This window comes from Chitinophaga sp. 22308, assembly GCF_052045305.1.
Lineage (GTDB): Bacteria > Bacteroidota > Bacteroidia > Chitinophagales > Chitinophagaceae > Chitinophaga > Chitinophaga varians_A.
Map to the genome: position 1 here is coordinate 130,845 of NZ_JBQEOP010000009.1, position 14,760 is coordinate 145,604.

The 14,760-nt window shown below is 48.2% G+C and carries 11 protein-coding genes; 9 read left to right on the forward strand and 2 right to left on the reverse strand.

Going from position 1 to position 14,760, the window contains the following annotated elements:
* The first annotated feature begins 101 nt into the window (after window positions 1-101).
* The 8 genes from ACTJJS_RS30650 (at window position 102) to ACTJJS_RS30685 (ending at window position 10,908) form a co-directional block, all read left to right on the forward strand.
* Window positions 102-3,356, forward strand: a complete 3,255-nt coding sequence (locus tag ACTJJS_RS30650) for a SusC/RagA family TonB-linked outer membrane protein (protein ID WP_440667577.1) — start codon at window positions 102-104, stop codon at window positions 3,354-3,356.
* Between the two features lie 10 nt (window positions 3,357-3,366).
* Window positions 3,367-4,842 (forward strand): SusD/RagB family nutrient-binding outer membrane lipoprotein, encoded by a 1,476-nt coding sequence (locus tag ACTJJS_RS30655; RefSeq protein ID WP_440667579.1) that lies wholly within the window; start codon window positions 3,367-3,369, stop codon window positions 4,840-4,842.
* A gap of 361 nt (window positions 4,843-5,203) precedes the next feature.
* On the forward strand, window positions 5,204-5,485 hold the full coding sequence (locus ACTJJS_RS30660; RefSeq protein WP_440667580.1) for a PqqD family protein: 282 nt from the start codon (window positions 5,204-5,206) through the stop codon (window positions 5,483-5,485).
* On the forward strand, window positions 5,475-5,942 hold the full coding sequence (locus ACTJJS_RS30665) for a lasso peptide biosynthesis B2 protein (RefSeq protein WP_440667581.1): 468 nt from the start codon (window positions 5,475-5,477) through the stop codon (window positions 5,940-5,942). The genes ACTJJS_RS30660 and ACTJJS_RS30665 overlap by 11 nt, the downstream gene beginning before the upstream one ends.
* Window positions 5,939-7,744: an asparagine synthetase B family protein gene (locus ACTJJS_RS30670; RefSeq protein WP_440667583.1), complete on the forward strand. Its 1,806-nt coding sequence runs from the start codon at window positions 5,939-5,941 to the stop codon at window positions 7,742-7,744. The genes ACTJJS_RS30665 and ACTJJS_RS30670 overlap by 4 nt, the downstream gene beginning before the upstream one ends.
* Before the next feature lie 16 nt (window positions 7,745-7,760).
* Window positions 7,761-7,904: a hypothetical protein gene (locus ACTJJS_RS30675; protein ID WP_440667584.1), complete on the forward strand. Its 144-nt coding sequence runs from the start codon at window positions 7,761-7,763 to the stop codon at window positions 7,902-7,904.
* 15 nt (window positions 7,905-7,919) lie between these two features.
* Window positions 7,920-8,864: a hypothetical protein gene (locus ACTJJS_RS30680; protein WP_440667585.1), complete on the forward strand. Its 945-nt coding sequence runs from the start codon at window positions 7,920-7,922 to the stop codon at window positions 8,862-8,864.
* On the forward strand, window positions 8,833-10,908 hold the full coding sequence (locus ACTJJS_RS30685; RefSeq protein WP_440667587.1) for a hypothetical protein: 2,076 nt from the start codon (window positions 8,833-8,835) through the stop codon (window positions 10,906-10,908). Before ACTJJS_RS30680 ends, ACTJJS_RS30685 begins: the two co-directional genes overlap by 32 nt.
* Here the strand turns inward: ACTJJS_RS30685 and ACTJJS_RS30690 are convergent.
* Complete coding sequence (locus ACTJJS_RS30690; protein WP_440667589.1) at window positions 10,892-12,067, reverse strand: nucleotidyltransferase family protein; 1,176 nt, start codon at window positions 12,065-12,067, stop codon at window positions 10,892-10,894. The two genes, ACTJJS_RS30685 and ACTJJS_RS30690, sit on opposite strands and share 17 nt — an antisense overlap.
* 519 nt (window positions 12,068-12,586) lie before the next feature.
* On the opposite strand from ACTJJS_RS30690, the gene ACTJJS_RS30695 reads away from it, so the two are divergent.
* Window positions 12,587-14,170 carry a discoidin domain-containing protein gene (locus tag ACTJJS_RS30695; RefSeq protein WP_440667590.1) on the forward strand — a complete coding sequence of 528 codons (1,584 nt, stop codon included), beginning with the start codon at window positions 12,587-12,589 and terminating at the stop codon, window positions 14,168-14,170.
* 72 nt (window positions 14,171-14,242) lie between these two features.
* Here the strand turns inward: ACTJJS_RS30695 and ACTJJS_RS30700 are convergent, their stop codons facing one another.
* Window positions 14,243-14,731 carry a YdcF family protein gene (locus ACTJJS_RS30700; protein WP_440667592.1) on the reverse strand — a complete coding sequence of 163 codons (489 nt, stop codon included), beginning with the start codon at window positions 14,729-14,731 and terminating at the stop codon, window positions 14,243-14,245.
* Window positions 14,732-14,760: the final 29 nt, after the last annotated feature.

Sequence of the window (14,760 nt, forward strand, 5' to 3'; positions counted from 1 at the left end):
CGTGATCAACAACCTGTTTTTATTTTAACGAAAACCCAAGACGATTATGACCAAAGCATAATGACCGGACCCTCTATATTTTTCAACCAAATCTAAACCACATGAAAAAGACGTTATGTCTTATCGCCATTCTCATGGCGATCACCCTCCTATTGCCTGCGCAGCAGCGGCAGGTAACCGGAAAGGTGACAGGCAACAATGCACCTGTCCCGTTTGCCAGCGTTCAGCTCAAAGGCGCTACCACCGGCACTATCACAGACCAACAGGGAAATTTCAAACTATCCGTGCCCGGCAAGGACGCCGTACTGGTAGTCCGAAGTATCGGCTACGTGTTGAAAGAAATACATGTAGGAGACGCCACCAGCTTCAACATCGACCTACAGCCCGATGACAAGACCATGCAGGAAGTGGTAGTGACCGCGCTCAACGTAAAAAGGGAAAAGAAATCACTCGGATATTCCGTACAGGAAGTAAAAGGTGCAGATCTTACCCAGACCAAAGACGCCAACTTCATCAACTCACTCAGCGGAAAAGTAGCAGGCATACAGGTTACAGGTTCTTCCGGCAACATGGGCGGATCTGCCAGGATCACCATACGTGGCGTCAATTCCATCTTTGGCAACAACAATCCGTTGTTCGTGGTAGATGGCGTGCCGATGGACAACAGTTCCTTTACCGGCAGCGACCCCACCAACAGCCTCAACATGGAACGTGGCCGCGGTGGTTACGACTATGGCAATGCCATACAGGATATCAATCCCAATGATATCGAATCGTTGTCTGTCCTGAAAGGCGCCGCCGCCTCTGCATTGTACGGCACCCGTGGCTCCAACGGCGTGATCGCCATCACCACCAAAAAGTCGAAGTCCGGCGCCGCCAGCGGCATTGGCGTCACCTATAACTTTGGTGCGCAGATGGAAAAAGTATACATCATGCCCAAATACCAGAATGAATACGGCGGTGGTTATAAATTCACCAAACTGTATGTCAAAGAACATCCGGAAGGCTTCAAAGACGGCAAAGCCACCTATGATGACAATGACGGCAAAGGCCCATACGACCTGGTGCCGGACTATGAACCGGACGTGTCATGGGGCCCCAAACTGGACGGCAAACTGGTTCGTCACTTCTGGTCATGGGACCCAAACAAACAAAACCCGGATTTCGGCGTATCTGCACCATGGGAGCCACATCCCAACAACAACCGCGACTTTTTCGAAACCGGCCTGACGCTCACCAACAGTGTATCCGTTTCCGGTAGTAATGAAAAAGGCGCTTTCCGCCTGGCTTACACCAACCTCGATCAGAAGTTTGTGTTGCCCAATTCTAAACTTAAACGTAATTCTCTCAGCTTCAACGGCACCTATGCCATCTCCAACCGGCTGGAAGCCTTTATAGGCGTCAACTATGCCGGCACCAATGCACTTGGCAGGCCCGGCACCGGTTACCACGGCAGGAACGTGATGCAGGGCTTCACTGAATTCGGTCACCGCGACTGGGACATGAACAAAATGAAAAACTACGCCTATGCGTATGATGGCTCACAGGTATCCTGGAACCGCGGCGCATGGGACGACCAGCCTCCCCGGTATACTGACAACCCCTACTGGACAAGGTATAAGAACTATGAAACAGACCGCCGGGACCGGGTATTCGGCAATGCAGGCTTCAATTTCAAACTGACAGACTACCTCTCCGTCACAGCTAAATTCATGACCGACTTCTATACAGACAGCCGGCAGGAAAGAGTAGCGATAGGCTCGCAGGGAATCCCCTCCTATACTGAAGCCACCCGTTTCGTAAAAGAAAACAACTACGAAGGGAGGATCAACTTCAATAAGTCCATCGGCACCCACTTCTCCCTGACTGCCTTTGCCGGCGTCAACAGAAGGGAGAACTACCTGAAATTCACCGGTGGAGAGAGCAAGGACGGATTAAATATTGACGGCTGGTACAACCTTGCCAACTCACGCCAGCCGGCACGCACATATGACCACGTAGAGAAACTGCGCGAAAATGCTGTCTTTGGCAGCGCCTCACTGGGCTATCAGGGCATGCTGTATCTCGATGTGACCGGCAGAAACGAATGGTCCAGCACCCTGCCCGCCGCCAACAACTCCTACTTCTTCCCATCAGTGTCCGGATCATTTGTGTTCTCTGAAGCAGGAGGATTGAAAAACAGCAGTTGGCTGTCTTTCGGTAAACTAAGGCTCGGGTGGGCGCAGGTAGGTAAAGGCACGGTCCCGTACAGTACCTTGCTGGCCTATCTGGCAGAAGAGAACTTTGGTTCCACCGCCAATATCACAGTACCGGACCAGCTGAACAATGCGAACATCAGGCCTGAAATCACGACGGAAGTAGAGGCCGGCCTCGAACTACGGTTCCTGCATAACAGGCTGGGCGTGGATTTCAGTGTTTATGACAAAAAATCAAAAGACCAGATCATACCGCTGACCATATCCGCCTCTTCCGGATATACCACCGCGATCATCAATGCGGGCCTGATCCGGAACAAAGGCTTTGAACTCGCATTAACAGGAACGCCTATACGTACACAAAGTGGCTTCACCTGGGACCTTGGTTTTAATATCGCCCGTAACAGGAACAAGATTGAAAGGCTGTACGACGACCCCTCCAAAGGTATCAGGGTCACCAACCTGCTGCTGGCCAATGCGCCCTTTGCCGTATCCGTAAATGCCCGTGAAGGGGAAACATATGGCTCCATCGTTGGTTATGCCGTTAAACGGGACGCCAACGGCAACAAGCTGGTAGGTGCCGACGGGTTCTACATCAGGGCCGCCACCCAGTCAGTGCTGGGCAATGCGCTGCCTGATTACACCGGCGGCTTCTCCTCCGTATTCAGCTACAAAGGTGTTTCGCTGGGCGTCAACTTCGATTTCCAGGTAGGTGGCAAGTATTTCTCCACCACTACTATGTTTGGCCGTCAGTCCGGACTACTGGCGGAAACGGCTGAAAACGGCATCCGGGAAAACGGTATTATCGCAGACGGCTACACGGAAGACGGGAAGAAGAACACCAAAGTCATATCAGCGTATGATCACTTCAATAACAATAACGGATATGTGGAGCAGGAACTGGACATGTGGGATGCCGGTTACCTCTACCTGAAGGAGATCAACCTGGGATACACTTTTGAGAAATCATTCGTGTCGGCCCTGCGGCTACAGCATCTCCGGCTGTCATTGTCCGCCAGGAACGTATGGCTGATCAGCAGCGACAATCCGCATCTCGATCCCACCAACCTGGCCATATCCGCCGGCAACGTGCAGGGGATTGAAGCGGCAGCCCTTCCGTCTGTCCGCTCTTTCGGCGTAAACTTATCCGTTTCCTTTTAAAAATCATGTCATGAAAACAATATTCAAGCAACTATGCTTCTTGTCGGTACTAATGTTCCTGATGACAAGCTGCACCAAAAAGTTTGATGAGATCAACCAGGACCCGAACAATCCTAAAACGACTGATCCTGGCTACCTGCTGGTCTCTGCCGAGAAGAAAGCCATGGACAATATCTGGAACGAATGGAACAACGGACGCACCGGCATGCATTACGCCCAGTACTGGTCCGCCACCACATATTCCAACGAAAGCCGCTACCAGATCCGTGAAAACCAGAACAACACCTTTTGGAACATTCTCTACGCCGGCTCCCTCAAAGATCTTAACGAGATCATTAAAATCAATACAGAAAAATCATTCGAGTATTCTTCCAATCAGATAGCCATCGCGGAAATCCTGAAAGTATGGACCTATCATATGCTGGTGGATGTGTATGAAGACATTCCCTATAAATTATCCCTGGGTGGCCTGGAACGGCCCAACAGTCCATACGACAAGGCTATCACCATCTACACCGATCTGCTGAAGGTACTCGGTGAACAGGCCGCAAAACTGGACCCTTCCAAAGGGTCGTTTCCTGCCAAAACAGACATCATCTACAATGGAGACATCAATAAATGGAAACGCTTCGCCAACTCCCTGCGACTTCGTATAGCGATGAGGGTAAGTGATGTTCCTGCCTTGCAGACGCTGGTCAACCAGGCCATCAACGATGCCGTCGCCTCCGGCGTGTTCACCTCCAATGCAGACAATGCCCTGTTCAGATATGTGGAAGCTCCGCCGAACAACAACCCGCTGAATGAATCCTATAAGTCCCGTGTCGATTTCTGCATGTGCAAAACGCTGGTAGACTACATGCTGGACGTCAATGATCCCCGGTTGCCTGTATATGCCGCTCCCACCAAAGACAATGGCAGGTATATCGGTAAAGCGTACGGGCTAAACCAGCAGAACGGGGAAACCATTCCCAACAGCGCCATCTCACTGCCCGGCAGCGCCGTACTGGACGCCAAAGCGCCCGGCGTTTATATGGACTACGCCGAAGTAGAATTTATCCTGGCAGAAGCCGTGGAAAGGAAAATCATCAGCGGCTCCGCTGAAGACCATTACAAAAAAGGCATCAGGGCTTCCCTGGAAGACCGCGGCGTTGCCCCCGCTGACATCGATCCCTACATCGCCGGCGTACCGTATAATGGCGGCCAGTGGAAAAACGTAATCGGCACACAGAAGTGGATCGCCATGTACATGCAGGGACTGGAAGGATGGTTTGAAAGGCTGCGGCTCGACTTTAAGCGGCCCAACGGGCAGGACCTGTTCGTAGCGCCCGTGGATGGCTCCCTCGACCGTGAGGTAACGGTGGTGCCTACCCGCATGACCTACCCCGTAGACGAACAACAGCTGAACAAAAGCAACTACGACAAAGCCGTTCAGTCTATCGGCGGTAAAGACAGTAAAGCAGCCAAACATTTCTGGGACCTTTATTAATACACCCTTGAGAGTATAGAGCCGGTCATAAAAGGGCTGGTCTCCGAAAGGAGGCCGCCCTTGTTTTTTGAGGCGATGTCATTCTCTACAGTACAGCCGCTTCCGCCGGCTTCTTAAAAAAATCTCAACAAAATTACCCCAGACTTGTTTAGAATGTATAATTGCAGTATAATTGTGGCAAGAAACAGCCTTGTTCAATAGGGCAATCTTCCATCAACCATTCATAAAATTCTTACCATTCTTTTCGGAAAACCGGGCAAATCATATGTTATAATTTAAAGATTGAAACATAGCTACAAAGGCTTGGCAGATTTTTAAGAATAATATATTTTATAGACTAGTACACCCCCAATTGTTATTAATGATTTTCTTGGAGAAGCAGCTAAAAATATCCGAAAACACTGTCGTTCGGGAAATAGGTAATTGCGTTGTCATCCTTAACTTAAACACCGAACGTTTTTACGAATTGAATGAAGTCGGGAAACGCTTCTGGGAACTATTAACCGGCAACAACGACTATGATACAACATTCAATACGCTACAGGCAGAATACGAAGTAAGTCCCGAACGTTTACAGACGGACCTTTGCCGGTTAATCGATGATTTGCATAAAGCTGAGTTAATTACCAGTGATGTACCCTGAGCGCGATTTGATAGCCATTAACAGATCTATAAGATCGTATGATCAGTTATTTTTCCGAATTCGGGCAATGACGGTCGTTACGGAGGCTATCCTGCGATTTACCAGCTTAAAAACGACCGAAAAGCTCTTGTCTTTACTATGTAAAAATGTTCCTCCGCCAAATGAGCGGGACACGATGATTATCCTTGACAAATACGCCACCCTCTTTCATCAACTGAATCAGTTGCCTTTTCTAAAAGGCAGGTGCCTGTCCCGGTCATTGGTCATGCGGTGCCTCCTAAGCAGAAAAGGGATTCCGGCAGAACTTAAAATCGGGATACAGCGGCGCGGGCAACAGTTCGATGCCCATGCCTGGTTAGAAAAAGACGGAAAACTTCTGAATGATCATCCTGCAGTCATTGCACAATATATAGTTTTACCTGAAAACAACATAAAAACTATTCTCGCAGTTAAATGAGCGGATTCATTGGTATTATATCTACTCAGCTCCGGACAGCCGATAAGGAAATTCTCGACCGTTCAATGGAAGTCATTGCCTCCACGTGCGGTGACTATCTGGGAGAATGGCATAGTAATCAGGCCGATTTACGGTTTGGCTGGCTAAAAACCGGTGATGACACGACTGAAGAGCGACTACCCTTGACTACGGACAACAGTCTCTGTATCACTGGGGATGTGCGACTGGACAACCGCGTAGAGCTTATAAAAAAGCTGAACGCTTTTTTTGATGGCATCAACAATACCACTCCCGACTCCTGGCTCCTCCTATACGCCTATCAGCATTGGGGAGAAAACTGCCTGCAGCATATTTCGGGCGATTATGCTTTCGCCATCTGGAATGAACAAACAAGTTACCTTTTTTGTGCGCGCGACCATTTTGGCGTTATCCCTTTTTATTATACCGAATCAGACAACAGCTTTCTTTTCACTAATTTTTACCGCTCCTTTAAAGATACTCCCCATGTGACAGCTGGGTTGGATGATACCGTCCTTCAGGACTACCTGGCAACCGGTATCAACAGGCGTTTTGACCGAACGATCTATAGGAAGATCAAAAAATTACCTCCTGCGCACCAGCTGGTTTATAAGGAAGGGAAAATTCATATCAGCCGTTACTGGGAAATCCCCGCCGCAACCCGGCCTATTCGTTATCAAACAACCAGTGAGTATGTCAGCCACTTCCATCGCCTGTTTGAGCAATCGGTGAAGGATCGTACACGCAGCCGGAAAATAGCCAGCTCACTTAGCGGAGGAATGGACAGTTCCTCAGTAACGGCCACAGCAAAGAAGGTGCAGGATGACTTGTACGGAAGCGAACATAGCTTAGTAGCGTTTAATATTCGCTACCAGGAACTGATCATTGAAAATGAAGGGTATTTTGCAGATCTTATTGCCAGTCACCTGAAAATACCTGCCAGGCAGTATATCGGGGAAGATTATATCAGCAATATAATTCAGTCATCCTCTGGCTGGCTTCCTGAGCCGGCCGGTATTCCTGAAGCGACAGCGGAATCACAGATACTGGCCGACGCTGCCGCCTTTTCAGGAGTATACCTGACAGGTTTCGGAGGAGACCCTCTGTTTGAATATGAGCCATTCTCCCGTAAAATACATGCGGCACAGGGCAACCTGCTTCAACCTTTTCTGGATGATCTGATGTACCACAAAACGTTCGGTTATCTCCCTCTGGCCATTTGGCGGAAAATAAAAAAGTGGACCGGAAAGGCTTCCATCACTAATGCCGGCATGCCTTCCTGGTGTGGTTCACCGTTCTTCCATCAGGGCGATAGGTCCGGAAAGAATGAAGTGACGATCCGCTCGTATTTCGGCATGTCCGAAAACCCTTTCTGGTCCTGGCTGTTTGAAACTACGCATCCGGGATTTACCGGTAATAAAATAAAGATCAGACATCCGTTTTTCTCTTTAGATCTGCTGCTTTTTGTATTGGCGCTTCCACCACATCTGCTGTACAAAAAGTCATTGCTTCGTATGGCAATGGGACCTTATCTGCCGGCCGAAATTGTAAAAAGGCCTAAAACAATTCTCTTTGGGAATCCGCTTGTACAGAATTTAAGGACACCCGACATGCGGAATAAAATCGAAAAAAAAGTGTTGGAATCCGCCGACTTTTTAACAGGGAGGATAGACGTCCAACGCCTGAAATCAGCCATCCGTGACCTCGGAGACACCTCTGGCCCCAATAATAATTTTTTGTCTGTTTTACATGTTTTGGCATGGAAAAATAACCACTCACTTTAAAACCAATGTTTACACTATGAGAGAAGTAACCAACAACGAAACCAAAAAAGTGTATCAATCACCTGAATTAAAAGATTTGGGAAAAATCGGAGAAGTTACCAACACTACCAGCAATTCAGGTTCACCAGATGGCGGTAGCGGTCCAAGCTACAACTCTTAAGCGGTGGGTTTTCCTGTGTATCCAGCTATTCAATTCACCCGTTTAAGCAGCACCGATTTTGCCGCACTAAAGGCAACGATGGTGTTTAACATGCTTACACCATCTCCTTCCCTGCCGGTATTCGGTGAGCATATTCAGTCAGGAAGCACCTCCGGAAACGAGAGGTGTTTCCTGTTTGAATATCATCACCACCAAAAATCCGTTGTAAGCTTCCTTATATTGTCAGAAGGCCGAAACGTTTTCTATCAACATACCGATACCGCTTCGGTCGAAACAGTCCAGTCATTGATCCGAGGGAATATTACCAAATTTTGCCTCCAGGAGCAAGGGCATTTTTGCCTGCATGCATCCGCTATCTGTATCCACGATCAGGTAGTGCTGTTTATTGGGACAAAAGGAGCCGGCAAGTCCACACTGGCTACCTATTTCCATTTAAAAGGCCATGCCATATGGTGTGACGACTACGCTCTTCTGCATCAGGAGGACGGTTCCTTTTTTGTCTTCCAGGGAGAAACCTCTCTGAAAATAAACCCTGACATAGCTGCCGCCTTGTCTATCCCCCCGACAAATCTTAAAAGGGTATTCGAATTGCCTGAAGACTGGGAAGAAACTACCGAAGCGGGTTTCATCTCGGAAAAATATTATTTTACGCAAAGTCCATCCCTGGCAAAAGCCCAACCCCGGAAGCTTGCTGCCATATGCTTTGTCAATCAGCGAATGCATGCACCGGAGCAACTGCTTACCAGCATTACGCCCAAAGATGCCCTTACCGTATTGCTAAATGAAATGCTGCTTCCAGGCGTGAATTCAAAGGCCTATCTGAATATCTACTTTCAGTCAGTCATGACATTACTACAATGCATACCGTGTTACAACATCTTTGCGCCGGATGATATCCGACGGATCCATGAAGTATACGATTCAATAATTGAAACAACAAGTATTCCCCTGCATGTGTGATGAATATTCGCTGTTAAACGCAACGGGTACATTTTTTGATACGTTGCCGCAGCCTCTCGTTTCCCCGGCGCAGCTTGCATTACTGAAAAAGGCTGCTGACTTTCTACCACCCGTAATCAGGTTTGGGCTGGAATGCCGCCTGGACAGCCATGACCAGGTTGACCTTCAACTCTGCCTGCGCAGGGACGATGATCTTCATATGGTCTATGACTGGTTTCAATGCAGGTTTACCGGAGAAGAGGAACAGGAAATGCTGCTACGTTTTTTAAAAAACTGGAGAAACCCTGCATCTGTGTGCCACCAGAATATTACAGAAATCTTCCTTGAGCTTGATGTACTTCCATCCGGTATCAAAACACCCCTGCTGTTCTTTGAGCTGAAACCGGGCCTTACCCTCTCTCAAACGAAAGACTTTTGTTTTTTTGTCCTGCGGGACATTCTGGGTGAAAACAAAATCTATTTTAGCACCCTGGAAACTATATTTAACGCCTGTAGCGATCCTGCGCACATTGGATACCTGGGAATACTTTTTTCCCGGGATGCCGAAGTATTGCGGGTAAACATCAAAAAACTACCGTTTACTGCTGTTTCAGGTTTCTTGCAGCAAATCGGTTATACCTGGACAGGGCAGGCCCTCGATGCATGGATTTCGCTGATATACAATTACGCGGACCGGATAACAGTATGTGTTGATATTGGAAAAAATGTCCTTCCTCAAATTGGCTTCGAATGCTTTTGGAATAACCAGCCCCATCGTGAACCATACTGGCGTGCTTTCATGGAAACGCTCCAGGGGCAACGACTTCTCCACCAGGACAAGGTCGAAAGTATACTGAATTGGGACAAAGAAATATTTCCAGGCCAGCTAAACGACTGGCCTGAACATCTATGGGCAGCCTCTTTATCCAGGCCTGAACATGAATTTACATATCTGAAGAAGTGGGCTTCCCATTTGAAAGTATCTTATCACCCCGACAAAGTAATAGCCTTAAAAGCCTATCTCGGTTATGAAAGCCTGTGGATGACAATCAGGCAGCATCACGATGACAAAGCAGGCTGCTGCCAACAGGGAGCCCTCACAACATCTGGTATCCGGGAAGTGATGAACAAAGGGATCGATTATCTTCTGTCAAGTCAACAACAAGCCGGTTGGTGGAAGGATTTCCAGCTGGCCCCTGGCAGAAGCGACGAATGGATAACCGCGTATGTAGCCTGTCACCTGGCGCTTTTACAATCGCCTCCATCTCTTCCTGCGCTGGCGAAGGCTTGGAAGATACTACAAACCCGTTACAGAATAAAAGAAGGATGGGGATATAATATATTAACCCCTGCAGACGCCGACAGCACCGTCTGGACATGGCTTTTTGCGCGCACGGCGGGATTTTCCGAAGAATTCCCCTTAGCGCTGACTGATATGACAGGCCAGTATCTGACAGAAGACGGGGGTATCAGAACCTATTCCCAGCATGCGCCTGTCGGGCAAAAATCCGGCGGATCATTCCACGGTTGGCAAATACCACACTGTTGTGTCACTGCTGCGTATGCCCTGGCCGGCCATCAGCATGCTGTTGACTACCTGCTGAAACAACAGCATTCGGCAGGATACTGGTATAGCTATTGGTGGGACGGGCATGAGTATGTTACTGCCCTTTGTGTTGAAGCTCTTTCTTCCAAAGACGCAACTATCTACAGAAAAACAGCAGGCAAAGCAATAGAATGGGCAACCCGCCAGGCACGGGAAGAACTGGCCAACGTTATGCCTAATCCCTTTAAAACAGCGTTGCTGTTAAGGATACTGCTATGCACGCCGCAACAGGAAAGGCAACCGGGCCTGTTGAAACCGATGGCAGATTACCTCATCAAAGCTCAAATGCCCTCCGGATGCTGGGCCCCTTCCGCGGAAATGAAGTTTCCGCATCCCCATGATGCGGACCATGAGAAGGGAGAAAAGACAATCATCGTCAAAGATGAAGAAAGCAACTTCGCAACAGCCACCATTTTATATGCTTTGCACAAATATGCACAGGCTACCGCTGCCTGGTGATATAGGCATAAATAAATTTAAACGACTTTACCGGAGTAATAAAGGGAATCGTCCATACAGGGGCTTCTGAGGATGACAGATCCTTGTAATTTGGCACCAGCAAAGACAGCCAAGCCTTCAGGCTGAATTTTATGCTGTCAGGAAGTGATCGTTTTAAATTGGTGTGTTTGACGAGGGCCAGATAAAAGGCCCTTCCGGACCGCAAATCTGTTGCCGCGAATAAATGGTAAGGCACCACTGGAACATCCGGTACCTGAAGCCCCACAATTTCCTCTAATACACGCAGCCCCGACCACAGAAAATTCGAAAAATGATACAACTTAAACTGTCTGTTGATTTCGTTCCAGTCCAGCTGACTGCCGGAAGTATGGACCATGGCAGCCAAATCAATAACATACTTAAACCGCATGAGCGCCTCTTTGACTAAATGGTGAGAAGCAACACATAAAAAATCGTAAGTTGGCTCCAAGCCAACCTGCGCAGTACCATCAATAGCAGTATAAGACTGCATATGCTGAACAAAAAAATCATATCGGAGGAAAGGCCCTACATAATCCGCCAGCAGCTTCCATTGCAATTCCACAGAACAGGAAATACCCATCTTGTCTTTAGGTGATCTGAACGAGAGTTCCCGATGAAAACGCAATGCATATCCTATCTGATGGTCTGAAACATTAAAGAAAGAGGTAAAACCATTGTCAAACAGATACTTTCTCAAAGGACGCAGGTCTTTTTCAGATATCAGCAAATCTATATCAGATCCTTCCCGTAAAAGCGGGCTTTTGTAATAACGTTCAGCCAGGGTCCTCCCTTTATAGGGAATAGCAGTAATGCCTAACGATTCAAATGCCGGCTTAAAGCGACGTAACCAATCGGCCTGGCATGCACCAAACAACGTGATTCCCATGACATCCTTTTTCAAAGCATCATACACTCCCGGATCAATATCCAGCTGTGATACCGTAACAACGTGATAAATAAATCCTCTTATATCGTTAACCGAAATAAGCTTATAAAAAGACAGCCAGTCAATCGTTTCCTTACGAAGGAATTCATGTACTTTGGCTGTTTCCTGCGTTTTGAAATACAAGCGTGTTAATAGGATCACCAACAACTGTTCAGTTGTATAGGAACGTTTCAGTTGATCAATACTTAGCATATTATTTTTGTCTGGTGTGTTCGAGCCAACGCATTTGCCAATCAATTTGCAATGCTCTTTTCAGGTCGTCGGGAGAACAGGGAAGGCCGGAAGCGACCGACAGATCCGCTATCTCCTTCAATGTCTGAGGTTTTACCTGAAGTACCTTTTCCTGCGCCCGGTATTGTGTTAAAAACTTTAATGCATTCTGGATTGACACGACTGGAAGGGATTTGGTGATAAGATTGCTGTTGATTTTTCACTGGAATCCGATGTAAATTAAACAAAAAATATTACTGCTGCATAGAACTAATCATTATATTTGGATAGAACAATGAACTATTACCGTAATAAAAAAACATTGTGCTGGTATTTAACCCAAATCCGCAGCACTGAGCACATCAAACCCGTATCACAGCAGTGGCCTGTCGCTTTTCAGTAGTATTCCTTTCGACAGACTTTTCCGTTTGCAGGTCTTTAGCACCTGATATTACAGACTATCTGACAAAACCATAGTTCTTCATTTAAAAACAGTAAACAATGACCAAAATCTTTCCTCTCCTGGTGGTTACAACAGTACTGATGATGGCAATGACCAGCTGCCAGAAAAAGCCGGAATCTGCCACCCTGCAAAAACTGGACGCCAAAAGCGCCTTAGGGTTGGCCAACGGCGTGGCCAATGGCACTTATATGCTGAACATCGTGTATTTCGTTCCTTCCGATCTGGATACCGTACCGGGGTACCGGGCAAGGCTGAACGGCGTATTCCTGTACATGCAAAACTTCACCTCCAAATGGATGAACCAGTGGGGATATGCCGGCAAAACACTCGGACTGCCGACAGACAGCACCGGACAGCTGAAAATATCGCTGATACGCGGGCAGTTGGGCAAAAGCAGTTATCCGTATGATGGAGGTTCCGGCGCAGTGATGAGCGAGGTGAACGCTTACTTTGCCGCGCACCCCACAGAGAAAAAGAGCGATCATATCATGGTGATCATCCCCACCTATTCGTATGGCGCCAATGGGGACCCCAGCGGCGGGCCGTTCTATGGCATCGGCCGGTGGTGCTTCGCCCTGGACTATACCGGCCTGGACACCATCAACCTGGGAAAGCCGGATGACAAATTTTCCACCAAATGGATTGGCGGCATGGCCCATGAAATGGGACACGGCATTAATCTGCCGCATAACGGTGGCGCACAATCGCAAAATATCCTGTACGGCACTACGCTGATGGGCTATGGCAACGGCACCCTGGGAAAAGCGCCTACCTATTTTTCTCCTGCAGATGCAGCTATACTGGCCAACGGGCAGCTGTTCAGCAACGTTACCCGGGGCGACTGGTACACCGATCCCGGCTGCCAGGTGAAACAGGTATATGCTGAATACAACAGCGCTGCGGCGAGCATTATTGTTTCCGGCAAATTCTCCGCTACCAAGCCGGTGAAAGATATCGCCTATTACAACCGTAATACCGGTAATGACAACGGCGGATATAATTCCGTTACCTTCGCTTCCAAGCCTATCGGCACTGACAGTTTCCGTATAGTCATGCCTGTCAGTGACTTCAGGGACAAGGGCAATACCAATTATGAATTTACTATCCGGCTTTGCCATGAAAACGGCAGCATCACCAGTTACGTGGCTGCCTATAGCTTCGTCAACGGTACACCGGTCATTACCTTTGGCGATAAGCCGGTATACGATAAGACCGCCTGGACGGTGACCGCCTTCAGTTCGCAGGAGACAGCCAGCGAAAACGGCGCTGCCATCAATATAATAGACGGCTCCGGCAGCTCGTTCTGGCATTCCCGCTGGTCTTCCAACGCCGCCACCTATCCCCATTACATCACCATCGATATGGGCCAGGCGCTGGATGTAAACCGGTTTACCTTTAAACAACGCGACAGCAGAATGGTAAAAGTGGTGGAGTTACTAACCAGCAACGACAACGCCACCTGGGCTTCCCTGGGCGATTTCACGCTGGCACAAACCACCAATCCTCAAAACATCGTGCTTTCCGCTGTACAGCATTTCCGGTACTTCAAACTGAATATGAAAAGTTCCTATGACGGTCAACAGTTTGCGGCCATGTGCGAAGTGGGGACCTATAAAGATTAACTACGACAACATCCGTACAATAATCCGGGCAGTTCCGCCCGGATTATTTTTTTTACGATATCCCTACCGCTATTACAGCGTGTTCTCCTGCAGCTTTTTCAATGCCCGTGCCTCATGCTCCACCAGCGGCGCCAGTTGCGCTTCCGGTAAGGAAGAGGATGCAGGAACGAAGATGACCTTCGGGTAGTTGATGGTCCTGGTGTACAAGACCCTGGCCCTGGCCAGATGAAAATCAGAGGTGATGATCACCAGGACGTCCGGCTGCTCTTCCCATACCAGGCTTCTGGTCATTTGAAAATCTTCTATCGTATTGGAAGAAGGCGGACAGTCCAGAAAAGCAGACGCCGGAACGTTGTTGTCTGTCAGGTACTTTACAGCATAAAAATAGTGAGGCTTGTCTGTTGTATTAAAGTGCTGACCGAAGCCACCGGTGCAAACAATCCTGCAATCACTGTTAGCCTTGTAAAAACCAAGCGCACAGGCCAGTCTGTCCTGCGCTATCTGCGACAGGTCGCCCATGGGGCCATTGGGCGCTCCCAGTACGATCAATAGTTTCTTCATAAAAATTTATTTCCGTTGTGCCGCCTTTA